Genomic DNA, 21,801 nt, shown 5'->3' on the forward strand with positions numbered 1-21,801 from the left:
GGCCCACAACGCCCCCGGCACCTGGACCCCGCCCTGGACAACCGCGCACTGACCCCGGCCCACGTCACCGCACACGTCAACGCCCCGGGCCGCAGGCCGAACGCCGGCCGGTACCGTCCTGCCCGTGACGAGTGAACTCCTCGACGAGTCCGCCGTCCCGGCCGACGCGGACAGCCGCCCCGCCCGCGGTCCGCACCGGCGGGTCCGTAAAGCCGACCGGGGGCGGCTCCCGCGCTGCTGAGCCGGAACGGGCCGGCCGTGCCGGCGGGCTCAGTGCGGCCGGGTTCCCCGGTTGCGGGCAACCCAGTGCCTGTAGTCGGCCTGCTGCTGGGCCCTGACCTGCGGCGAGTAGCCGTGTTCGGCTTCCAGCGCGTCGGAGACCCGGTCGATGGCGGCGGCGTCGCCGTCGGCGGACCAGAAGAAGGAGCCGGTTCTCCGGACGAGGACGTCCGACACGGTCATGGCCATGTCGTGGACGACGGCGTGCCTGATCTCGGCAGGGGTGAGCACGCTGTCGCCGATCGGTTCGCCGTCCGCCGCGTGCCGGGTGGCCGCGCGGGCCAGCAGAGCGGCGTTGCCTCCGTACCGGCGCAGCCAGCGCTGCCGGGTGGCTTCCGCGACGGGCGCGGTGGTCAGCGCGTGCCGGGCGCGGGCGAGTTCGCCGGGGTCGCCGCCGGAGATCGGGACCTTGCCGGTGGTGGACGGCGGCAGGCTCCGCGACCCCCACCGGTCGGCGAGTTGACCGGCGGCCGTGTCGACGATCTGGGCCGCCATGAGACGGGCGGTGGTCAGTTTTCCGCCGGCGGCGGTGATCAGGCCCGAGTCGCCGACGGTGATGCTGTGCTCGCGTGACGCCGCCGAGTTCGATGTTCCCGGGACGGGGGCGATCAGGGGACGCAGCCCCGCCCAGGAGGCGACGATGTGGCTGCTGTCGACGTGCGCCCCGGGCAGCGCGTGGTTGGCGGCTTCGAGCAGGTACGCGAAGTCCTCCTCGTCGCCGACGACATCGTCCAGCGAACCGGTGAAGTCGGTGTCGGTGGTGCCGACATAGACGTGCCGGCCATCGCCCGAGGGAGTCGGCCACACGACGCGGGAGTCCGAGGGGGACCGCAGGAACACGGCGGTACGGAGCGGGAAGTCCTCGGTGCGCAGCACGATGTGCACACCCTTGGTGGGGCGCAGCGTGGGGTGTTCGGGTGCGCGTTCCAGTCCGAGGACGCGATCCACCCACGGGCCGGCGGCGTTCACCACGCTCTTGGCCCGTACGGTGATGTGCTCGCCGGTGAGCCGGTCGACGATCTCGGCGCCCGCGATCCGGCCGCTGTCCCGGATGAAGCCCGTGACCTCGCGGTGGTTGCCCAGCAGCGCTCCGGCCCGGGACGCGGACTCCAGCACGTCGATGACGAGGCGGGCGTCGTCGGTGAGGGCGTCGTGGTAGAGCCCGGCGCCCTTGAGGCCGGTGGCGTTGAGGTGCGGCTCGCGCCGCAGCACCGCGTCGCGGCCCAGCATCCGGTGCCACCGCCTCAACGGCGCCCTGGAGAAGGCGTCGTAGAAGGTCAGGCCGAGGTTGAGGAGCGCCCGTCCTTCGGGGTAGCCCTCGTAGACCAGGTACATGAACGGCTGGAGGTCGGCCAGGTGGGGTGCGATGCGCATCATGACCTCGCGCTCGCGGACCGACTCGTGGACCATCTTGAACTGGTACGTCTGGAGATACCGCAGGCCGCCGTGGATGAGTTTCGACGACCGGCTGGACGTGCCGCCGGCGAAGTCGTCGCGGTCGACCAGGACCACGGACAGTCCGCGCATCGCGGCGTCCCGGGCGACCGACGCCCCGGTGATGCCTCCGCCGATGACGAGGAGGTCGGCCTCGGTGGGCAGTTCTGACGGCGAGAATCGCTTCATTGCTGTACGGCCCATCCTTTCGCGCGCTCGACCGCACGCTTCCACTGCGTGTACTGGGCGTCTCGGGAGGCGTCGTCCAGCGCCGGAACGAAGACCGCGTCGTCGCCGGTGGCCCGGAAGCATTCCTCGGGGTCGGACCAGGTGCCGACCGCGAGGCCGGCCAGGTAGGCGGCCCCCGACGCGGTCGCCTCGACGTTCGAGGGCCGGTGGATCACCGCGCCGAGCATGTCGGCCTGGAACTGGAGCAGGAAGTCGTTGGCGGAGGCGCCGCCGTCGGCCCGCAGCGAGGTGACGGCGCGTCCGGACTCCTCGGACATCAGCTCGATGAAGTCCTTGATGGAGTAGACGATCCCCTCCAGCGCCGCGCGCGCCAGATGGCCGCGGGTGGTGCCCGGCGAGATGCCGATGAGCAGGCCGCGCGCGCTGGAGTCCCAGGACGGGGCGCCGAGGCCGGTCAGGGCCGGGACGAAGTAGACGCCGTTGTTGTCCTCGACGCCGCGGGCCAGTTCCTCCGTCTCCGCGGCGCTGCCGAGCAGTTCGGCCCCGTCGCGCAGCCACTGCACGGCCGCGCCGGTGACCGGGGCGTACCCCTCCAGGCCGTAGGTGGTCCGGCCGTTGCGGCGCCAGGCGATGATGGTGCTGAGCCCGTGCCGGGAGATCACCGGTTCGCTACCGGTGTTGACGTCGAGGAAGGTCCCGGTGCCGTGGGTGGTCTTGGCGTCGCCGGGGCGGACGCATCCTTGTCCGAACAGCGCCGCCGACTGGTCGGCGACCGCTGCGGCGATCGGCACCTCGGCCCCGAGGACGGCGGGGTCGGTGGTGGCGATGAGGCCGGAGTCGTCGACGACCGGCGGGAACAGGTTCATCGGCAGTCCGAGCGCGCCGAGCCAGTCGCGGTACCAGGAGTCCGTGAGCAGGTCGTAGGAGCCGGTGACCGCGGCGTTCGACGCGCTGATCGCGTGGACGGCGCCGCCGGACAGGCGGTGGATGAGCCAGGAGTCCATGGTGCCGAAGGCCAGTTCGCCGGCCTCGGCGCGCCTGGCCAGGTCCTTGTCGTGCTCCAGCATCCAGCACAGCGACAGCGACGAGTAGACCGGGGCCAGTGTCCAGCCCGTACGGGCCTGGACGGCCTGCCCCCATTCGGGCCGCAGCCGGTCCGCCATCGCCGCGGTCCGCAGATCCTGCCAGACGATGGCCGGCGCGACCGCCTGGCCGGTGCTGCGGTCCCACAGCACCGTCGTGGCGCGCTGGTTGGTGATACCGATGCCGGACAGTTCCGCGGCCCGGGTGCCGCTCTCCCGCAGGGCGTCGGCGATGCGGGCCGAGGTGAGTCGCCAGATCTCCTCGGGGTCGTGTTCGACCCGGTCGGCAGCCGGATGGAACTGGGTGAACTCGCTGTAGGCGCGGCCGCGCACGGCGCCCGCGGCGTCGAACACCAGGGCGCGGGTTCCTGTGGTGCCCTCGTCGATGACGAGAAGACGGGATGGGTTACTCATCATTGAGCTCCGTATCCTGGGAGTGCACCGCGGTCGAAGCGGTGCCGGGAGGGATGGGGGCCGGGGCCGGTCACAGACCGAGCTTGCCGGGGTTCAGCAGGGCGTCGGGGTCCAGCGCGTGCTTGAGCTTGCGCAGGACGAGGTGGGCCGAGCCCAGGGAGCGGCGCGAGTACGGCGAGCGGGCGAGTCCGCCGCCATGGTGGTGGGACAGCTCGGCACCGTGCTGGAGGCAGACCTCCATCGCGGTCGCCCAGATCCTCTCCAGGCGCTCGGTGGCCGCGGCGTCGTCGGGCGCGTGGCCGAGCAGGATGAGATACATCGAGGTCCCTTGCGTGTACACGTGTGAGAAGTGCGCGAGCACTTCGTCCGCGAAGGGTGCCAGGGCTTCCTTCATCGCCCGGTGGAGTTCCAGGATGTGCCGCCAGGTGTGGGCGACCTCGATGGTCTCGGCGAAGCCGCCGGGAGCGTTGAGGTGGTTCTCCACCGTGGAGAAGTCGAACCGGCGCCCCATCCACGCCGCCGCCGGCTCCGGGCCCAGCAGGTCGGCGCCGCGTGCGGTGGCCAGAGCGGTCAGGACGTCCAGTTCGGCGGCCGCGATGGCCGGTTCGCCTTCGGTGCCGGCGAACAGCACGGGACGGTCGATGTCCTTGTCGTTCAGGGCGTGACGGGCCTCGTCGATGTCATAGAGCCGGAGCAGGAAGGGCTTCAGGCCGAGCGCCGCCTGCTCGCGCATGACGTCCAGGCCCGCTGCCAGGTCGGGCAGCCGGAAGGTCTGGAGGAACCGCTCCTTCGGCAGCGGAATGATCTTGCAGGTGACCTGGGTGACCACGCCGAGGGTGCCCTCCGACCCGAGGAACAGCTGACGCAGGTCCGGTCCCATGGCCGCCCTCGGGGACGCCTTGAGTTCCACGGCCTCGCCGGTGGCCAGCACGACGCGGTAGGCGACGACCAGGTCCTCGACCCCGCCGTAGCGGGAGGAGAACTGGCCGGTGGCCAACGTGGCCAGCCACCCGCCGACCGACGAGCGGTACAACGACTGCGGGGAGAAGCGCATGGTCCATCCGGCCGCGTTGAGCGCGTCCTCGAGTTCTCCGCCGTTGTTGCCGGCCGGCACGGTCACCGTCATGTCGATCTCGTCGATGACCGGGGGCCCGACCAGGCCGGAGACGTCCAGGACGATGCCGCCACGGGTCGGGAGCGGCTGCCCGGTCACGGACGAGCCCAGTGCCCGGGTCGTCACCGGTGTGCCGGCGGCGCCGGCGGCGCGCATCACCGTCACGACGTCCTGCTCGGTCGCTGCCCTGACGACGGCCTGCGCCATGTAGGGGTGCTTGCCCTGCAGGTTCCACTTGGTGGCCACCGGCCAGGTGTCGTGGCTGGTCGCGGCCAGAGCCACCGGGTCGGTACTGACCGCGTCGATCCCGAGGTCGGCGGCGAGCTGGTCCAGGAGGGGCGAGATGTCAGGCACGGTGTTCCTTGTTCCTTCTGTTGATGCGTGGTGGTCCCGGGCCGGCACCGTCAGGTGAGGACGGTGGCCAGCGTCAGGCAGGCCGGCGTCATGACGGCTATCGCCACGGCCGGGGGATCGATATGGGTGTCGCCGTGGATCAAGAAGAGCCGTGAGGCTCCCTCACCGACCAGGGCTGTGGCCAAGCCGGCCAGCGCGCCCACCCATACGGAGGAGAACGCCAGGCCGGTCGCGGCGGCGACGGACGTGATGTGGTGGGTGGCGGGAACGGCGATCGGCGTGGCCAGGAAGACCAGGGACAGCGCTGAGACGCCGAAGGCGAGGACACCGGCCGCAAGGCCCAGCGACGGGTCGGTCCGTACCAGTTCGACCGCCGACCAGGACGCCAGGAACCCGACGGCGAGACCGAGCAGGCCGGCCATCGCCGGCTTCTCCTGCGCCGGCAGCCACGCCGCCGTCGGCGTGGTGCGGAAGCGTTCTCTGAGCCGGGTGACCTCCGCGGTGCCGAACAGGCCGGTCCGGCCGAACACCAGCCGCGCGACGATCGCCGAGGCGACCACGGTGATCGCGGTGGTGTTGGAGTACTGCGTCATCCAGTCGCTCGTGTTCAGAGCGCTCTGCACGACAAGGCCGAGCACTCCGAAGGCCGCGCCCGCGAGCAGGGTTCCCGGGTCCGCCAGGGCGAGCAGCCCGGGCACGATGTCACGACCGGTGGTCGTCTTCCCGCGCCGCGCCGCGTAGGCGAGCGCGCCGACCGCGCCGGCGAAGGCGATGTGCGGCCCGAACCACTCGCCGAGTGCGACGTGCTCCAGGAACCAGGGGTTTCCCGCGCCGATCACACCGGCGACTCCCACCATGATCATCAGCCCGCACAGCACGAATGCCGCCAGGGCTCCGACAGCGGCGGCGAACAGGCCCCCCGCGGCGGCAGCCGCCACCGCTTCCAGCGTGAGATGCATCCCGGACTCCCTCGGCCGATTACCGTTCCAGAGTACTCCATATTTGGAGTACTCGAATTTTGGAGCAAACGTACGGCGGGAGATGCCGAGGTGTCAACGGTGTGCGTGCTGTGACCCGATCATGTGCGCGCTGTAACGTGATCAGCCCAGGGCCGTACCGTGCGGCCTTGTCGCGCGAGCGAGAGAAGCGGGAGTACCCAGGTGCACGGCACGAACCAGTTGCCTCCCGCTCCGGCCGCCCGTCGGCCGCTGGACCAGGTGCTGCGCGCGATCGTGGTGGACGCGTTGCGGGTCGGCGTCGGAAAGACGCTCCCCACCAACAGTCACTACCTGCGCACCGTGGGAGCCAGCGCGGGCACCGTCCAGCGGGCCATCAAAGCGCTCGCCGACCAGGAGGCGCTCGTCACGGCGTCGCACGGCCACCAAGGGCGCACCGTCGGGTCGCTCCATGTCGGCGCGGCCTGGCACATCGCCGGGCTGGCCCCGCTGCGGCTGCTCTTTCCGCCCAGCGGGCCGGCCGAGATCGACGCCCTGACCGAAGCCCTCGCCGGTGAACTCACCGAACTGGGCGTGCCCCACACCATCCGCCACCGGCGCGGCGGCACCCGTCGCCTCGACGCCCTCCAGAACGGCGAGTACGACCTCGCCGTCGTCTCGTCCGGCGCGTATCGCGGTGCGGCCCAAAGCTCCGCCGCAGCGCCCTCACTGACGCTGGCGCCGGGAACCTACTACGCGCCCCACCGCCTCGTCGCGGTCACCCGCACGAACGACAGTCCGCTCGGCCCCGGCACCCGAGTCGCGATCGACCACGACTCACCGGACCACGTTCTCCTCACGCAGTCGGCCTTCCCCTCCGACCGCGGCTACACCTACGTCGCCTGCCGGTTCCCCGAAGTCCCGACAGCGGTGCTGCGCCGCCAGGTCGACATCGGCATCTGGCACCTCAGCCACACGGTCATTCCGCTCGACCTCGCCGGACTGAGCTGCGCGGACATGGAACGGCTGGACACCGTCACGGACTGGCGGGAGGTTTCCGCGGCCGTCCTGGTCGGCGGAACGCAGCGCGGCGAACTGCGTTCCGTGCTCGCCTCGATCCGGCTGCCCACCCTCTTCAGCGCGCAGCAGCAGTGGCTGCGCGACGAGTCGAGCTGACGCGGCGCCACCTCCACGCCCGGGACTGCGCAAGACCCGCCGCGCGTGCTCGACTGCCGTACGGCGCCGCGGGGAAGGCCGTTCGCGGGTAACGACCTGGTGCACGATAGGCGGCGGGCTCGCGACCTGAAGCCGGTGGTGCCGGGGCGCGGCGCGGAACCGGGCTATCGCCGGGATTTCCCGTTCGCGGGGAGCAGTTGCGCCGCCGCGTCGTGGAAGGCGCGGCGGACTGGCGTGATGCCGTCGGCGGTGCGGGAGGGGTGGACGCGGTTGGTGAGGAGGACGGCGTAGCGGGTGGTGTCGGGGTCGATCCAGACGCTGGTGCCGGTGAAGCCGGTGTGGCCGTAGGCGCGGGGGCCGAAGGACTGGCCGACGGGCGAGTTCGAGGGGTCCTGGCCCTGCCAGGCGAGGCAGCGCCGTAGCGCCAGGCCCTCGGTGTGGACGGCAGTCATCTGCTCGAAGGTGTGGGGGTGGAGCAGTTCCCGGGCGCCGCCGGCCAGCGATCGGCCGAGCCGTTCCATGTCGGCGAGCGGGGCGAACAGGCCGGCGTGGCCGCCGACTCCGCCGAGTACCACGGCGTTCTCGTCGTGCACCTCGCCGACCACGACCCGGCCGCGCCACGGGCAGTCCTCGGTGGCCACCGCGAGCCGCCGGGCCTCGGCGTCCGGACGGAACCCGGTGCCGGTCATCCCGAGCGGGCCGCACACCAGCCGCTCCACCAGGACGTCCAGGGTCTCGCCGGCGGCGGCCTCCGCGACGAGGCCCAGGATGATGAACCCCTGCGAGGAGTACTGGACGAGCGTCCCGGGTTCGGCCGTGAGCGGCAGCAGGCGGATCGCCTCCAACAGGGCGGCCCGCGTGGGGTGTTCACGGTAGAGGGGGACCTGGCCGGGGATGCCGGAGACGTGGGCGAGGAGTTGACGTATCGTCAGTTCCGCCTTGTCGCCGCCCCGGTACTCCGGCAGATGGTCGCCGATGGTGTCGGTCAGCCGCAGCGTGCCCTCGTCGACCAGGGCCATCACCACGAGCCCGACCACCGGCTTGGTGACCGAGGCGAGGTCCCACAGGTCGTCACCGTCCAGTGCCTCGCCGCCCCAGCTCCTGGTGCCGGTCCAGCCCCGGTCCAGGGTGCCGGCGGCGTCGCCGACGGACCACGCCGCCGCGGAGTGGACACCCCGCTCCCGGCCGGCGGCGAGCAGATCGCCCAGGGAACTCATGCCCGGCCCCCGTCCGTTGCCGCGTCCCGTTCCCCCGCGGTCCGGCCCACCACGCCCAGCGCCGGCCCCCGGCCGCCGAGGCCCGCGGAGACGGACCGGGCGGCGGCGCGCACCATCGGGCCGAACAGCCGCACGCTCTCCTGGTCGAGGGTGAACGTCAGCCCGCAGATGCCGACCGCGCCGATCACCTGCCCCGTCTCGTCGAGCACGGGCGCGGCGACCGAGCGCACGTCGGGCTCGCCGTATCCGTCGTCGACCGCGTAGCCGCGCTCGGCGGCCTCCCGCAGCACCGCGCGGATCGCCTCGGGGTCGCCGAGCGGGTGCGCGGCCCACGCCTCCGGCGGCACGCCGTCGAGCACCTCGGCGCACTCCTGCGGCGGCAGCGCGGCGAGCATCGCCAGGCCGGGTCCGCTGCGGTACAGGGGCGTACGGCCGCCGGGCCGCGCGCCCATCCGGAACTCCGGAGGCGAATCGGAGTGTTCCAGATGGACCGCGTCATCCCCGTGCCGTACGGCGTAGTAGGCGAGTTGGCCGGTGCGGCGGTGCAGTTCGGCCAGCACGGGGCGGGCCAGCCGCAGGTCCTGGCCGTCGTCAAGGGCGGCGGCGGCAAGACCCAGCAGCCGCGGTCCGGCCCGGTAGCGGCCGCCGTCGACGGGCTGGGCGAAGCCGAACTCGGCCATGGTCTGCAGGTGGCGGTGGACGGTCGGTTTCGTCAGGCCGGTGCGCCGTGCGAGATCGCCCAACCGGTGCGGCCCACCGGGTTCGACGAGCGCTTCCAGCACTTCCATCGCCTTGTCGATCGGACCCTTCGCGCGGCCCCGCTCTCGACTCTGCTCGTCGATTCGAGTGTTGACCATCTTCGCCATGTCGCTTAGCTTAGCCCATCATTCCATCTGCCGGAACGGATGTGCTGTCCAATGGAACGACTTCGTCAAGGGAGGAACGTGGACCGCAATCGCCCGTCCCGCCGCGACATTCTGCGGTTCGGCGGCCTGCTGATCCCGGCTGTCGCGGCTCCGGCACTGCTCACCGGGTGTGGCACCAGCCCCGCCAGCAGCGCGGGCAACGTCCTGCGGGTGTCCCAGCCCGGCGACCCCAAGACCATGGACCCGCACAAACAGGGCGACATGACGTCGATGAACGCCCTGATCAACATGTTCGACACGCTCACCACCCGCGGCATGGACAACCTCCTGCACCCGCGGCTCGCCCTGTCCTGGGTCGCCCGCGACGCGACCACCTGGCGCTTCACCCTGCGCCCCGGCGTGAAGTTCCACAACGGCGAGCCCTGCGACGCGGCGGCGGTCAAGTTCAGCATCGAACGCGTGCTGGCCCCCGCGACCAAGTCGCCGATCGTCGAACTGCGCTACGTCAAGGACGTCACCGTCGTCGACCCGCTCACCGTCGACGTGCACACGACCCTGCACGACCCGATCCTGCCGGACAAGCTCTCGCTCTTCGGCGGCGTGGTCGTCCCGCCGCGCTACCTGGCCAAGGTCGGGGACGCCGGGTTCGCCGAACACCCGGTCGGCACCGGGCCGTTCACCTTCGTCCGCTGGCAGCGCGACCACGAGTTGCGGATGCGGGCCTTCCCCGGCCACTGGCAAGGCCGCCCGCACATCGACGAGTTGGTGTTCCGACCGCAGCCCAACCCGTCCTCCTCGCTCGCCGCGCTGCAAAGCGGCCAGGTCGACCTCGTGGCCGGCCTCACCCCTGACGCGGCACAGCAGTTGGACGGTTACGGCGGCGTCAAGCTGGACGGCTTCACGGGCGTCAGGACCTCCTACCTGTCGCTGAACACCCTGGCGGACGGGCCCCTGAAGGACCCTCGGGTACGCCAGGCGCTCAACCACGCCGTGGACGTACCGCTGTTGATCAAGGCGGTGCTCGGCGGCAAGGCCACTGAGGTGCCCGCGATGATCCCCCGCGGCGCGTTCGGCTTCGACCCCTCCATCAAGCCGTTCACCCGCTCCCTGGACACCGCCCGCAAACTGCTCGCCGAGGCCGGCCACCCGAACGGGTTCTCCACCCAACTGACCGCCTCCAACATCGACTCCAACGTCGCCGAGGCGATCTCCGGCCTGCTCTCCCGCGCCGGCGTGCACGCCAAGGTCCAACTGCTGGACCCCGGAACCTACGCCGACCGGCTCACCTCCGACGACCACAACGCGCTCGGGCCGATGTACCTGGCCGCCAGCACCGTATGGACGCTGGACGGGGAGAGCATGCTCCAGTCCAACGTCCGCAGCGACCGCCGCCAGAGCAGGTGGCACAACAAGGACGCGGACCGCCTCATCGACATCGAGGAGTTGTCCGGGGACCCGGCGGAGCGCAAGCGCGCCTTCTTCGACCTCCAGCAACTGATCCAGCGGGAAGCCCCCTTCGTACCGCTCTACCAGATCGACAACATCTACGCCCGCAACGACCGCCCCCGCTGGAAGCCGGGGTCCGCCGGCGTGCTGGCCATGCAGAGTGCGGAGATCTCCTGATGAGCGACCTCACCCTCCGGCCGCCGCGCACCGCTGGCACAGGACGGTCCCGGCTCGACGTCCGCGCCGGACTGCTGCGCGCGATCCTGATCCGGGTCGGCACCGCGCTGCTGGTCCTGCTGTGCACCGCGACCGTCTCCTTCTTCCTCGTCCGGCTCTCCGGCGACCCGGTCAAGCTGCTGCTCCCGCCGGACGCCACGGCCAAGCAGGAGTCGGTGCTGCGCGCCAGCCTCGGCCTGGACAAGCCGCTGATCACGCAGTACCTCGACTACATCTGGGGCCTGCTGCACTTCGACTTCGGCAACTCCATCTCCTACAACGAACCCGTCGGCCATGTGCTGGCCGACCGACTGCCGGCCACCCTGGAACTCGCCGCCGCGGCCCTGGTGGTGACCCTCGTCATCGCCGTGCCCGCCGGCATCGTGGCCGCCATGCGGCGCGGCCGCGCCTCGGACCGCGGCATCATGACCGGCGTCCTGCTCGGGCAGTCCACCCCGCCGTTCTGGGTCGGCATCCTGCTGATCCTGGTCTTCGCGGTGGGCCTGCACGCCCTGCCCGCCTCCGGCTACGGCACCGTCGCCAACCTCGTGCTGCCGGCCGTGACGCTCTCCGTCTACTCCATCGCGGTCGTCGCCAGGCTGCTGCGCTCGTCGCTGATCGACGTGCTCTCCTCCGACCACATCCGCACCGCCCGCGCCAAGGGCTTCGGCCCGGTGAAGACGGTGCTCACGCACGGCCTGCGCAACGCGTCGCTGCCGGTGGTCACGGTGATCGGCCTGGAGGTCGGCAGCCTGCTGGGCGGCGCGATCCTCACCGAGCAGGTCTTCTCCTGGCCCGGCGTCGGCCAGTTGACCATCGAGGCCATCTCCAACCGCGACTTCCCGCTGGTCCAGGCGACCGTGCTGTTCTTCGCGACCACCTTCGTCGTGGTCAACCTGCTGGTCGACCTCTCCTACAGCCTCCTCGACCCGAGGGTGAGGAACTCCCGATGACCCTTACCTCACCAGCCGCACCCGCCGCGGCCCCCGCCCGCGGGGCAACCCGCGGCCGGCGCTCCGCCGCCCTGGGCTCCCTGCTGCGCAACAAGCTCGCCGTGGCCGCGCTCACCGTCCTGGCGATCCTGCTGATCGCCGCGGTCTTCGCCCCGCTGCTCGCGCCCGACAACCCGAACTCGCAGGACCTGCTGATGCGACTCAAGCCGCCCGCCTGGCAGCACGGCGGCAGCGGCGGCCACCTGCTGGGCACCGACCAGCTCGGCCGCGACATGCTCTCCCGGGTCATCTACGGCACCCGGGTCTCGATCCTGGTCGGCGCCGGAGCGGCGCTGCTGGCCGGCGTGATCGGCACCGTGATCGGCCTGGCGGCCGGCTACTTCGGCGGCTGGCCCGACCGGGTGCTGATGCGACTGGCCGACGTCCAGCTCGCCTTCCCCTCGATCCTGCTGGCGCTGGCCATCGTCGGGTTCTTCGGCTCCGGCCTGTGGTACGTGATCCTGGTGCTGGGCATCACCGGCTGGGTGTCGTACGCCCGGGTGGTGCGCTCGGAGGTGATGTCGCTGCGCTCCCGCGACTTCGTCACCGAGGCGCGGGCCATCGGCGTCACCGACGTCGCCATCATGCGCCGCCACCTGCTGCCCAACGTGATGGCGCCGCTGGCCACCATCGGGACGCTGCACATCGCCGCCGCGATCGTCGCCGAGGCGTCGCTGAGCTACCTGGGACTGGGCGTGCCCAAGGAGACCGTCACCTGGGGGTCGATGCTCGCCGACGGCCAGCTGTACCTGGGCACTTCCTGGTGGGTCGCGGTCTTCCCCGGCATCGCGCTGATGCTCACCTCGCTCGCCATCAACATCACCGGCGACGCCCTGCGGGACGTCGCGGACCCGAAGGCGTACCGCCGATGACCACTGACCAGCCGAAGACCACTGACCAGCCGAAGACCGGCCACGAGCCGGTCACCACCGGCGCACCGACCACCGAACCGGTCCTGGAGATCGCCGACCTGAGCGTCGACTTCCGGCTGGACACCACCACCGTGCACGCCGCCCGCGGCGTCAACCTGCGCCTGGCGCAGGGCGAGACGCTCGCCGTCGTCGGCGAGTCCGGCAGCGGCAAGACCGCCACCGCCCTGTCGGTGCTGCGGCTCAACCCGCAGCCGCCGTGCGTCTACGCGGGCGGCCGGGTCCTCTTCGAAGGGCGCGACCTGCTCACGGTCTCCGAGAAGGAGCTCGGCCGGATCAGGGGCCAGGACATCGCCATGGTCTTCCAGGACCCGATGACCAGCCTCGACCCGCTGCGACGGGTCGGCGTCCAGGTCGCCGAGGTGCTCCGCCACCACCAGGGGATGTCCCGCGCGCAGGCCGGTGCGGCGGCCGTCGCGGCGCTGGACGAGGTCGGTATTCGCGACCCCGAACGCCGGTTCCGGCAGTACCCGCACGAGCTCTCCGGCGGCCTGCGGCAGCGCGTGATGATCGCCGCGGCGCTGGTCGGCCGGCCCCGCGTGCTCATCGCCGACGAGCCGACGACCGCGCTGGACGTCACCGTGCAACGGCAGATCCTCGACCTGCTCGTCTCCCTGCAGGAACGGCACGGCATGGCCGTCCTGCTGATCACCCACGACCTCGGGGTGGTCGCGGAGACCGCCGACCGGGTGGCCGTCATGCACCAGGGCACGGTCGTGGAGACCGGCGACGTGCTGGACGTCTTCGACCACCCGGCCGACGACTACACCCGCCGGCTGCTGGCCGCCACCCCCCGATTGGAGCTGGCATGACCACCGAAGCCGGCACGGCACCCGAGACCCGCCGGCCACTGCTGGAACTGACCGGGCTGCGCAAGGAGTTCGGCGGGCGGCACGGAAGCGTCGCGGTGGACGACGTGTCCCTGACCGTCGGCGAGGGCGAGACGCTCGCGCTGGTCGGCGAGTCGGGCTGCGGCAAGACCACGCTGACCCGGCTGCTGCTGCGGCTGATGGAACCCACCGCCGGCAGCGTCCGGTTCGACGGGCAGGACCTCGCCGCCCTCTCCCCCGCCGAACTGCGCCACCTGCGCCGCCAGATACAGGTCGTCCTCCAGGACCCGTACTCCAGCATGAACCCGCGCATGAACATCGCCGGCATCGTGGCGGAGCCGATGGTCACCCACGACCCGGCCGCCCGCGGCCGGCGCGGGCGCGCGTACATCCGGGAACGGGTCGGCGAGTTGCTGGAGTCGGTGGGCCTGGACGCCGATATCCAGGACCGCTACCCGCACGAGTTCTCCGGCGGGCAGCGCCAGCGCGTGTCCATCGCGCGGGCGCTGGCGGTCGAACCCCGGCTGATCGTGCTCGACGAGCCGACCAGCGCCCTGGACGTGTCGGTGCAGGCCCGCGTCCTCGATCTGCTCGCCGAGCTCCAGCAGCGGCGTGGCCTGACCTACTTCTTCGTCTCCCACAACCTCGCCGTCGTGCAGCAGGTGGCCGACCGGATCGCCGTGATGCGGCAGGGCCGGCTGGTGGAGGTCGGCGACGCGGCGCAGGTGCTGCGCCACCCCCGCCACGAGTACACCCGGCAACTGCTGGACGCGGTGCCGGTGCCCGATCCGCGCCGGGGCCGCCGGGGCCGCGCCACGTCGATCGCCGCGACCGGCACGGCAGGCACGGCAGGCAGCACGGGTACGGGCACGGCCGGCACCGGCGACGGCGGCTCCGCGGTCGCCGGGGACGCGCGATGACCGGATACGAGCCCGGCGGTCGCGCCGCGGCACCGCTACAACTGCGACAGCACCAGCCCGGCGCCGCCGAGCAACGCCACGTCGTCGACCGCCGCCGTGCTCACCAGGACCCGCGGCTGCTCCGCGCCGTCCCCCACCAGGCCGGCCCGCAGCCGCTCCTCGATCAGCCCGCGGAACCGCTCGCCGCCCTCACGCGCCTCGCCGTGCAGCACGAACAGGCCGGGGGCGAACAGCTGCTGGACGTTGACCAGCCCCAGCGCGACGTTCTCCGCGTACTCGGTGACCACCCGCTGCGCGGCCTCGTCCTCGCGTGCCACCAGGGCGCCGAGCGACGCGGACTGTCCCAGGCCGGCCGCCCGCGCCCTGGCGTGCAGCCAGCGGGTGGTGGCGACGGTCTTCCAGCAGCCGCGGCCCCCGCAGGTGCAGCGCTCCCCGCTGGACGACACCGTCATGTGGGCGCCGCTGCGGCCGCCGGGCGGGGCCAGCACCTGGCCGGCGTAGAGGATGCCCACGCCCAGCACCTCGCCGGTCGAGACCGACGCGAAGGTGCGCCGGCCACGGCCGGGACCGAACCACCGGTCGCCGAGCACCTGGAGCCTGGCGTGGTGCTCCACCCGCACCGGCACCCCGGTCGACGCCTCCAGCCGGGCCGCCACCGGATAGCCGCGCAGCGCCGGCACGTCGTTGACCTCGGTGATCAGCCCTGCGTCGGGATCGACCAGGCCGGCCGCCGCCACCCCGATGCCCTCCAGCCGGCCGCCGGCGAAGACCCGGGCGGCGCGGGCGAGCGCCGCGTCGAGGTCGGCGGGCCGCGCGGTGGCCGCGCTGTACCCGGTCTCGGTCCGCTCCACCACGGTGCCGGACATGTCCAGCACCGCGGCCCTGACCCGGCCGGGCACCAGCTCGACCGCCCCCAACCGGCGCGGAACACGCGGTGCGACCGGCTCCGGTTCGAGCTCGGGCACCAGTCGCAAGGGGAAATGTTCGTCGGCCATGGGCCGACTCTGCCACGACCGGGTTTCAGGAAGGTAGTGCTGTGATCCAGACGAGATTGACCGAGTCGACCTGGCAGGAGGTGCGCGCGGCCGGGGCGCGGGGCATCGCCCTGCTGCCCGTCGGCTCCCAGGAGCAGCACGCCGCCCACCTGCCCATGGGCACCGACACCCTCCTCGCCGAGGCGGTGATCGACCGGGCCACGGCCCTGCTCGGGCAGGACGACGGCGGTACGGAGCTGGTGCGCCTGCCCGCGCTGCCCTTCGGCCACAGCCCGCACCACCTGTTCGCGGCGGCGGTGTCGCTCAGCGCGTCCACCCTGGGGGCGGTCCTCGACGACGTGCTGGACTCGCTCGCCACCTCCGGCTACCACCGGATCATGGTGGTCAACGGCCATGGCGGGAACGACGAAATCATGCGGCTGGCCGTCAAGCGGTTCGCGCTGCGCTCCGACGTCACCGTCGCGGCCTGCTCGTACTGGACGGTCACCTCCGGGGAGGACGACGGCGGGCGGCCCGAGGTCACCCCGGGGCACGCCGGCTGGTTCGAGACGTCGCTGATGCTGGCGGCGTACCCGGAGCTGGTACGTACGCCCGTGCCGGCCCGCGCGCCGGTGCAGCCGCCGCCCTTGTTCGACCACCCGCCCTATCCCGGCCTGACCGTGGAGCGGCACGGCGAGTGGGCCCGGGTCGGCGGGTCGACCGACGACGCCTCGTCCGCCGACGCCGCGCGCGGCCACCGGCTGCTGGACGCACGCGCCGTCGGGCTGGCCCGCGCGATCCGGGCGTTCGACACGGCCACCCGCTGAGTTCGCCGCGGCCACCCGCTGAACCGGTGCCCGCCGGCACCGAACCTGTCACCACCGAGTTGGAGAGAACGCGTATGAAGATCGTCGATGTCGATGTGTGGGTCGTCAACCTCCCGCTGGTCAACCCCTTCACGAGCTCGTTCGAGACGAAGACGGGAGAGACCCGCACCGTGGTGCGCATCCGTACCGACAGCGGCGTCGAGGGCTGGGGCGAGACCATGTGGGGCCGGCCGGTCGCCGCGATCGTCAAGACGCTGGGCAAGGAGCTGATCGGCACCAGCCCGTTCGCCCTGGAGAGCTTCCACCGCAGGCACCACATGGTGCCCTTCTTCCACGGCTACCTCGGGTACGCGGCGATCGCCGCCATCGACGTCGCCTGCTGGGACGCGATGGGCAAGGCGACCGAGCAGTCCGTGACCGACCTGCTGGGCGGCCGGGTGCGTGACGAGGTCCCGATCACGGCCCTGATCACCCGCGCGGACGCCCCCGGCGCGAGCGGAGCGGCGCTGGCCGAGGCGCTGGCCGAGCACACCGTGCGGGTGGTGGCGGAGGGCGGCTTCGAGGCCGTCAAGCTCAAGGGCACCACGGACGTCTGGGGCGACGTGGCGATCCTGCGGGCGCTGCGCGCGGCGCTTCCCGAGGTGAACCTGCGGGTCGACCCCAACGCGGCCTGGTCGGTGCCGGATTCGGTGCGGGCGGGGATCGCCCTGGAGGAGCTGAACCTGGAGTACCTGGAGGACCCCTGCTCCGGTATCGAGGGCATGAGCCAGGTGAAGGCGAAGGTGCGGATACCGCTGTGCACCAACATGTGCGTCGTACGGTTCGAGGAGTTCGCGCCCGCGATGCGGCTGAACGCCGTGGACGTCATCCACGGTGACGTCTACAAGTGGGGCGGCATCGCGGCCACCAAGGCGCTCGCCGCGCACTGCGAGACCTTCGGGCTCGGTATGAACCTGCACAGCGGCGGGGAGCTCGGCATCGCGACGGCCGCGCACCTGGCGGTCGTCGCCAGCACCCCGGTGCTCTCCCGCGCCATCGACAGCATGTACTACCTGCACGCCGACGACATCATCGAGCCGCTGCACCTGGAGAACGGGCGGCTGCGGGTACCGGAGGGACCGGGCCTGGGCGTCAGCGTGGACGAGGACAAACTGCGGCACTTCGCTGCGGTCAACGAGCGTGAGGGAGACCTGACCGGATGAGCGGGCACAGCAAGCAGGCGGTACACACCAAGGACGCGCCCCGCCCCGCGGGGGCCTACAGCCAGGGCGTGGTGGCCGGCGGGCTGCTGTTCACCGCCGGGTTCGGCCCGCAGGACCCGCGCACGGGAGCGGTGCCCGAGACGGTGGCGGAGCAGACCGCGCAGGTGCTGCGCAATGTGCGGGCGGTGCTCGCGGCGCGCGGGCTGACCATGGACGACGTGGTCAAGGTGACGGCCCACCTCCAGCATCTGCGCCGGGACTTCGCGGCCTACGACGCGGTGTACCGGGAGTTCTTCACGGAGCCGTACCCGGTGCGCACCACGGTCGGCTCCGACCTGATGAACATCCTCGTGGAGATCGACGTGGTGGCCGCCATCCCCTCCTGAAGGTCGAAGTACGCCCGGCGGACCGGCCGGCGCCCAGTCGGCCGGGCTGCCGGCCGGGCTGCCGAAACGGCCCGAACGCCGTTGCGCGCTTCAGGGCTCGACCAGGTCCAGCACCGTGGCGAGTTCGCTCTCCAGTTCCTCGGTGCGCGGGCCGTCGGGCGCCAGCACCGCGTAGCGCCAGTGGCTGCCCGCTCCGGTGCGGCCGCCGGCGCTGCCCGCGTAGAGGACGACGCCTTCTCCGTGTGCGGCGCCGTAGGCCAGTCCGGCGGTGTGCAGGCGTTCCACGGCCTGGGAGAAGGTGTGCGCGGTGCGGGCCGTCCGTTTGGCGATGAGCCAGGCGGGTGCGGGGCGTCCGGCCGCGTGGCTGAGGCGGGTGACCATGGCCTGCGGTGTGGTGGTCGCGGTGCGCCGTACGTTGCTCTCGGTGGCGTACAGCGTTCCGTCCTCGCCCAGGAGGGCGTCGATGCTGTACGGCCCGGCGTACCCGTGGTCGGCGAGGTGCCACCCCATGGCGAGTCCCCATGCGTCCAGTTCCGCGACCGTGTCGGGCGGTACGTCGCGAAGGGGTGAGCGGTAGCCGGTGAACGAGCCGTCCCGGGTGAGCATTTCACCGCTGAACACGACCCGTGGCCCGGCGGCCTCGACGACGCACTGCACGCTGACCTCCTTCGTGTAACGGACGCACCGCTCCACGACCCACAGCCCGGTTCCGTCCGGCACCGCTCCCACGGACGGGTCGTCGCGGGAGACGAACCGCATGCCGAGGCCGCCTGCGGAGCGGTCCGCCTTGACCACCACCCGCCCGAACCTGGACACCATCCGCGCCACCGCACCGGGGAGTTCCCGGCCCCGGCACACCAGGCCCTCCGGCATCCGGACGCCCCGCGCGTGCGCGACGGCGCGGAACCCGGTCTTCGTGTTGAGCCGGTCCACCACCCCCAGCACGGTGGCGCCGGGCCGGCCGGACCCGAACGGGAAGACCTGGATGCCGAGTTCGGCGGCCAGCACCACCGCCGCGCCGTCCAGCACCAGGGGAAGCAGCCGGGTCCCCGGATGTCGGCGGGCCAGTTCCCGGAGGGTCCCGCCGAGTCCGTGCTGCCGGACGGCCGCCGGCATGCCGGTGCCCGGGAGGTCCGGGACGACGACGATCTCCACCGTCTCGTGCGGGAATCCGAGCAACCGTCCGGCGTAGCGCCGGAAGTCCTCCGGGACCGGGACGGGGCTGACCAGCACATCACCGGGTCGGGCCAGCCAGACCTTCCGGGGTGCCTGTTGCGACCACCCCCGCACCGCCTCGCTTGCGTCCAGGCTCGCCGGCACCGGGGAGGCGAAGTTCGCGAGGAGGATCAGCGGCGCGACATCGTCGTGCTCGGGAATCATGATCCAGCCCTTCCCGTTTCCCACGGCTGCGTACCAGCGCCTCCGACCGGCCGCGGAATGCGGACTGCGCGCTGCGCGCCGTGGGCCGCCGTGGGCGGCATTACTTGTACAAGCCAAGCACTTGTCCTATACAATCACTTGTGCTATACAAGCAACGGTAGACATGGAGGTGGGCACTTTTGGTGAACCAGAGCGGCGCGGCGTCCGCTGCCGGGCAGAGCGGCGCGGACCGCGGGGGCCAGGGGGGCCGGGGCACGCCCGGCGCCGGTGTGGCTTCGGTCGCGGACGCGGTGGTCGAGCTGCTGCGGACGGTGCGGCGGTCCAAGGCGCGGCTGCTGGCCGCGGCGAGCGACGACGTCGACTCGGCGACGCAGATCCTCCTGCGCACCGCGGCGGTCGAGGGCCCGATGCGGGCGAGCGCGCTGGCCACCAGTGTCCAGTCGGATCTGTCGACGGTCAGCCGCCAGGTGGCCGCGCTGGTGGGCCGCGGGCTGCTGGAGCGCCGCGCCGACCCGATGGACGGCCGGGCCAGCCTGCTGGTGGTGACCGCCGCCGGCCGGGCCGTGATCGCCGAACACGAGCAGGCCCGGATGGCCTTCGTCGCGCAGGTGGTGAGCGGCTGGTCGGCCGAGGAGTGCGGCCAGTTCACCCGGCTCCTGGAGCGGTTCACCGCGGCCTACGACACGACCCACGCCCATTGGATGACCGACGCGGCGCGACCGGGCGCTTGCACCAGTGACTCGAAAGAAGGCAGTAGCGCATGAGCGCCTCCGCAACCCGTCAGACAGGCGCGCCGCCGGACGGCGCGCTGTCCCATCGCCAGATACTCACGATCCTGTCCGGCCTCGTCCTGGGCATGTTCCTGGCGGCGCTGGACCAGACGATCGTCTCGACCGCGATCAAGACGATCGGCAACGACCTCAACGACCTGTCCGCGCAGGCGTGGGTCACCACCGCGTTCCTGATCACCTCGACGATCGCCGCGCCGCTGTTCGGCAAGCTGTCGGACATCTACGGTCGCAAGCGGCTGTTCATGCTTTCGATCGTGATCTTCGTGATCGGCTCGGCCCTGTGCGGCCTGGCCCAGTCGATGTACGAACTGGCCGGGTTCCGCGCGTTCCAGGGCATCGGCGCCGGCGGCATCATGCCGCTCGCCCTCGCGGTGATCGGCGACATCATCCCGCCCCGCGAGCGCGCCCGTTACCAGGGCTACATGATGGCCGTCTTCGCCAGCGCCTCCGTCCTCGGGCCGGTGCTGGGCGGTCTGCTCTCCGGCACGGACAGCTTCCTGGGCACCGCGGGCTGGCGCTGGATCTTCTACATCAACGTCCCGATCGCGGCCTTCGCGCTGGTCGTCATCGCCAAGGTGCTCCACCTGGACCACGTCCGCCGCGAGCGGCGCATCGACTGGTGGGGCTCGGCGCTGCTCGCCGTCGGCCTGGTGCCGTTGCTGGTGGTCGCCGAGCAGGGCCAGAGCTGGGGCTGGGGCTCGGCCGGCTCGTTCGCCTGCTACCTGACCGGCGCGGCCGGCCTCGCGCTGTTCGTCCGGGTCCAGCACCGGATGGGCGACGACGCGCTGCTCCCGCTGCGGCTCTTCCGCAGCAGCACCTTCTCGGTCGCCTCGGCCCAGGTCACGATCATCGGCATGGCGATGTTCGGGGGGCTGTCGGTGATCCCGCTCTACCTGCAGATCGTCAAGGGCGCCTCGCCGACGAAGTCCGGCCTGCTGCTGCTTCCGATGGTCGCCGGGCTGATGCTCGCCTCCCTCGGTGCGGGTCAGCTCATCGCCCGCACCGGTCGCTACAAGATCTTCCCGGTGGTCGGGTCCGTCCTCATGGTCATCGGCATGGGCCTGCTGATCCTGATCGGCGCCGACACTCCCCTGTGGCAGACCGACATCTACATGGCGATCTTCGGCATCGGCCTCGGCCTGAACATGCAGAGCCTGGTGCTGGCGATGCAGAACGCCGTGCCCGCGAAGGACATGGGCGTCGCTTCCGCGTCGTCGACGTTCTTCCGCTCCATCGGCGGCACCCTGGGCACGGCGATCTTCCTGTCCGTGCTGTTCTCGCAGGCCGGCACCAAGATCGCCCACGAGTACACCAAGGCGGCCACCGACCCGGCGTTCGTCGCCGCGGCCAAGGCCCACCCGGACCAACTCGCGGCGCTGCACCAGCACTTGGGCAGCGGCCTGGACGACACCTCGTTCCTGGGTGGGCTGGCCAAGCCGCTCAGCCACCCGTTCTTCGCGGGCTTCTCCGCGGCCGGCGACGTGGTCTTCGCGATCGTGGCCGTCCTGCTGCTGGCGGCGATCGTGCTCTCCACCCGCCTCAAGGAGGTGCCGCTGCGGCTGGTCTCGGGCAACCAGGCCCGTACCGAGGCGGAGACCGCCGACGCGAGCGCCGCTCCCGCCGCGACTCCCGCCGCGGCCCCGGCCGGCAACGACACCGCACCGCGCACCGACGCCGCCGTGCCCAGCGCCCCGGCCCACTCCCCGGACACCCCTCGGACCGGATCCGCGACCGACCGCTAAGACCGACCGCACTCACCCGACGAATCGTTTCCGCCCGCTCCACCGCCCCGCTGCCCGCCCCCGGGCAGCGGGGCGCGGTGTCCGGTGCGGGTGGACCCGACATGGC

General features: G+C 72.1%; 19 protein-coding genes. 11 read left to right on the forward strand and 8 right to left on the reverse strand.

Annotated features, from left to right (window positions below; genetic code table 11):
• Positions 1–270: 270 nt before the first annotated feature.
• The 4 genes from AC13HU_RS07605 to AC13HU_RS07620 all read right to left on the reverse strand — a co-directional run bounded on the left by AC13HU_RS07605 (position 271) and on the right by AC13HU_RS07620 (position 5,825).
• Positions 271–1,902 (reverse strand): glycerol-3-phosphate dehydrogenase/oxidase, encoded by a 1,632-nt coding sequence (locus AC13HU_RS07605; protein ID WP_483040982.1) that lies wholly within the window; start codon positions 1,900–1,902, stop codon positions 271–273.
• Entirely contained in the window at positions 1,899–3,398 is a 1,500-nt protein-coding gene (locus tag AC13HU_RS07610; protein ID WP_483040983.1) for an FGGY family carbohydrate kinase, read from the reverse strand. Before AC13HU_RS07610 ends, AC13HU_RS07605 begins: the two co-directional genes overlap by 4 nt.
• A 70-nt stretch (positions 3,399–3,468) precedes the next feature.
• Entirely contained in the window at positions 3,469–4,866 is a 1,398-nt protein-coding gene (locus AC13HU_RS07615) for an FAD-binding oxidoreductase (protein ID WP_483040984.1), read from the reverse strand.
• A gap of 50 nt (positions 4,867–4,916) precedes the next feature.
• Complete coding sequence (locus AC13HU_RS07620; RefSeq protein ID WP_483040985.1) at positions 4,917–5,825, reverse strand: DUF7973 family transport facilitator; 909 nt, start codon at positions 5,823–5,825, stop codon at positions 4,917–4,919.
• Positions 5,826–6,026: 201 nt separating this feature from the next.
• On the opposite strand from AC13HU_RS07620, the gene AC13HU_RS07625 reads away from it, so the two are divergent.
• Positions 6,027–6,977, forward strand: coding sequence for a YhfZ family protein (locus tag AC13HU_RS07625; protein ID WP_483040986.1), 951 nt, complete (start codon positions 6,027–6,029; stop codon positions 6,975–6,977).
• A gap of 164 nt (positions 6,978–7,141) precedes the next feature.
• Here AC13HU_RS07625 and AC13HU_RS07630 read toward each other — a convergent pair whose 3' ends face one another.
• Together AC13HU_RS07630 and AC13HU_RS07635 are read right to left on the reverse strand one after the other, a co-directional pair.
• Positions 7,142–8,194, reverse strand: coding sequence for a serine hydrolase domain-containing protein (locus AC13HU_RS07630; protein WP_483040987.1), 1,053 nt, complete (start codon positions 8,192–8,194; stop codon positions 7,142–7,144).
• Positions 8,191–9,060: an IclR family transcriptional regulator gene (locus tag AC13HU_RS07635; protein WP_483040988.1), complete on the reverse strand. Its 870-nt coding sequence runs from the start codon at positions 9,058–9,060 to the stop codon at positions 8,191–8,193. The genes AC13HU_RS07630 and AC13HU_RS07635 overlap by 4 nt, the downstream gene beginning before the upstream one ends.
• A 51-nt stretch (positions 9,061–9,111) precedes the next feature.
• Here AC13HU_RS07635 and AC13HU_RS07640 point away from each other — a divergent pair, with 51 nt between their 5' ends.
• The 5 genes from AC13HU_RS07640 to AC13HU_RS07660 are packed head-to-tail and all read left to right on the forward strand — an operon-like array spanning position 9,112 to position 14,393.
• Positions 9,112–10,683, forward strand: coding sequence for an ABC transporter substrate-binding protein (locus tag AC13HU_RS07640; protein ID WP_483040989.1), 1,572 nt, complete (start codon positions 9,112–9,114; stop codon positions 10,681–10,683).
• Complete coding sequence (locus tag AC13HU_RS07645) at positions 10,683–11,675, forward strand: ABC transporter permease (RefSeq protein WP_483040990.1); 993 nt, start codon at positions 10,683–10,685, stop codon at positions 11,673–11,675. The genes AC13HU_RS07640 and AC13HU_RS07645 overlap by 1 nt, the downstream gene beginning before the upstream one ends.
• Positions 11,672–12,586, forward strand: a complete 915-nt coding sequence (locus tag AC13HU_RS07650; protein ID WP_483040991.1) for an ABC transporter permease — start codon at positions 11,672–11,674, stop codon at positions 12,584–12,586. Before AC13HU_RS07645 ends, AC13HU_RS07650 begins: the two co-directional genes overlap by 4 nt.
• Positions 12,583–13,455 carry an ATP-binding cassette domain-containing protein gene (locus tag AC13HU_RS07655; RefSeq protein ID WP_483040992.1) on the forward strand — a complete coding sequence of 291 codons (873 nt, stop codon included), beginning with the start codon at positions 12,583–12,585 and terminating at the stop codon, positions 13,453–13,455. The genes AC13HU_RS07650 and AC13HU_RS07655 overlap by 4 nt, the downstream gene beginning before the upstream one ends.
• A complete protein-coding gene (locus AC13HU_RS07660) occupies positions 13,452–14,393 on the forward strand; it encodes an ATP-binding cassette domain-containing protein (RefSeq protein WP_483040993.1) in 942 nt (313 codons plus the stop codon). Before AC13HU_RS07655 ends, AC13HU_RS07660 begins: the two co-directional genes overlap by 4 nt.
• Before the next feature lie 35 nt (positions 14,394–14,428).
• On the opposite strand, the gene AC13HU_RS07665 is transcribed toward AC13HU_RS07660, so the two are convergent.
• The gene (locus AC13HU_RS07665; RefSeq protein WP_483040994.1) at positions 14,429–15,388 is read right to left on the reverse strand and encodes an ROK family protein; all 960 of its coding nucleotides are present in this window, start codon (positions 15,386–15,388) and stop codon (positions 14,429–14,431) included.
• A 41-nt stretch (positions 15,389–15,429) separates the two neighbouring features.
• Here AC13HU_RS07665 and AC13HU_RS07670 point away from each other — a divergent pair, with 41 nt between their 5' ends.
• The 3 genes from AC13HU_RS07670 to AC13HU_RS07680 all read left to right on the forward strand — a co-directional run bounded on the left by AC13HU_RS07670 (position 15,430) and on the right by AC13HU_RS07680 (position 17,782).
• Positions 15,430–16,194, forward strand: a complete 765-nt coding sequence (locus AC13HU_RS07670) for a creatininase family protein (RefSeq protein ID WP_483040995.1) — start codon at positions 15,430–15,432, stop codon at positions 16,192–16,194.
• A gap of 74 nt (positions 16,195–16,268) precedes the next feature.
• Positions 16,269–17,396, forward strand: a complete 1,128-nt coding sequence (locus AC13HU_RS07675) for a mandelate racemase/muconate lactonizing enzyme family protein (protein ID WP_483040996.1) — start codon at positions 16,269–16,271, stop codon at positions 17,394–17,396.
• Positions 17,393–17,782 carry a RidA family protein gene (locus tag AC13HU_RS07680; protein ID WP_483040997.1) on the forward strand — a complete coding sequence of 130 codons (390 nt, stop codon included), beginning with the start codon at positions 17,393–17,395 and terminating at the stop codon, positions 17,780–17,782. Before AC13HU_RS07675 ends, AC13HU_RS07680 begins: the two co-directional genes overlap by 4 nt.
• Positions 17,783–17,872: 90 nt before the next feature.
• Here the strand turns inward: AC13HU_RS07680 and AC13HU_RS07685 are convergent, their stop codons facing one another.
• Complete coding sequence (locus AC13HU_RS07685) at positions 17,873–19,162, reverse strand: preATP grasp domain-containing protein (protein WP_483040998.1); 1,290 nt, start codon at positions 19,160–19,162, stop codon at positions 17,873–17,875.
• A gap of 182 nt (positions 19,163–19,344) precedes the next feature.
• Between AC13HU_RS07685 and AC13HU_RS07690 the strand changes: the two genes are divergently transcribed.
• The gene (locus AC13HU_RS07690) at positions 19,345–19,926 is read left to right on the forward strand and encodes a MarR family winged helix-turn-helix transcriptional regulator (RefSeq protein WP_483040999.1); all 582 of its coding nucleotides are present in this window, start codon (positions 19,345–19,347) and stop codon (positions 19,924–19,926) included.
• On the forward strand, positions 19,923–21,695 hold the full coding sequence (locus AC13HU_RS07695) for an MDR family MFS transporter (RefSeq protein ID WP_483041000.1): 1,773 nt from the start codon (positions 19,923–19,925) through the stop codon (positions 21,693–21,695). Before AC13HU_RS07690 ends, AC13HU_RS07695 begins: the two co-directional genes overlap by 4 nt.
• Positions 21,696–21,801: the final 106 nt, after the last annotated feature.

The sequence above is a fragment of the Streptomyces sp. NH27 genome, from assembly GCF_056859195.1.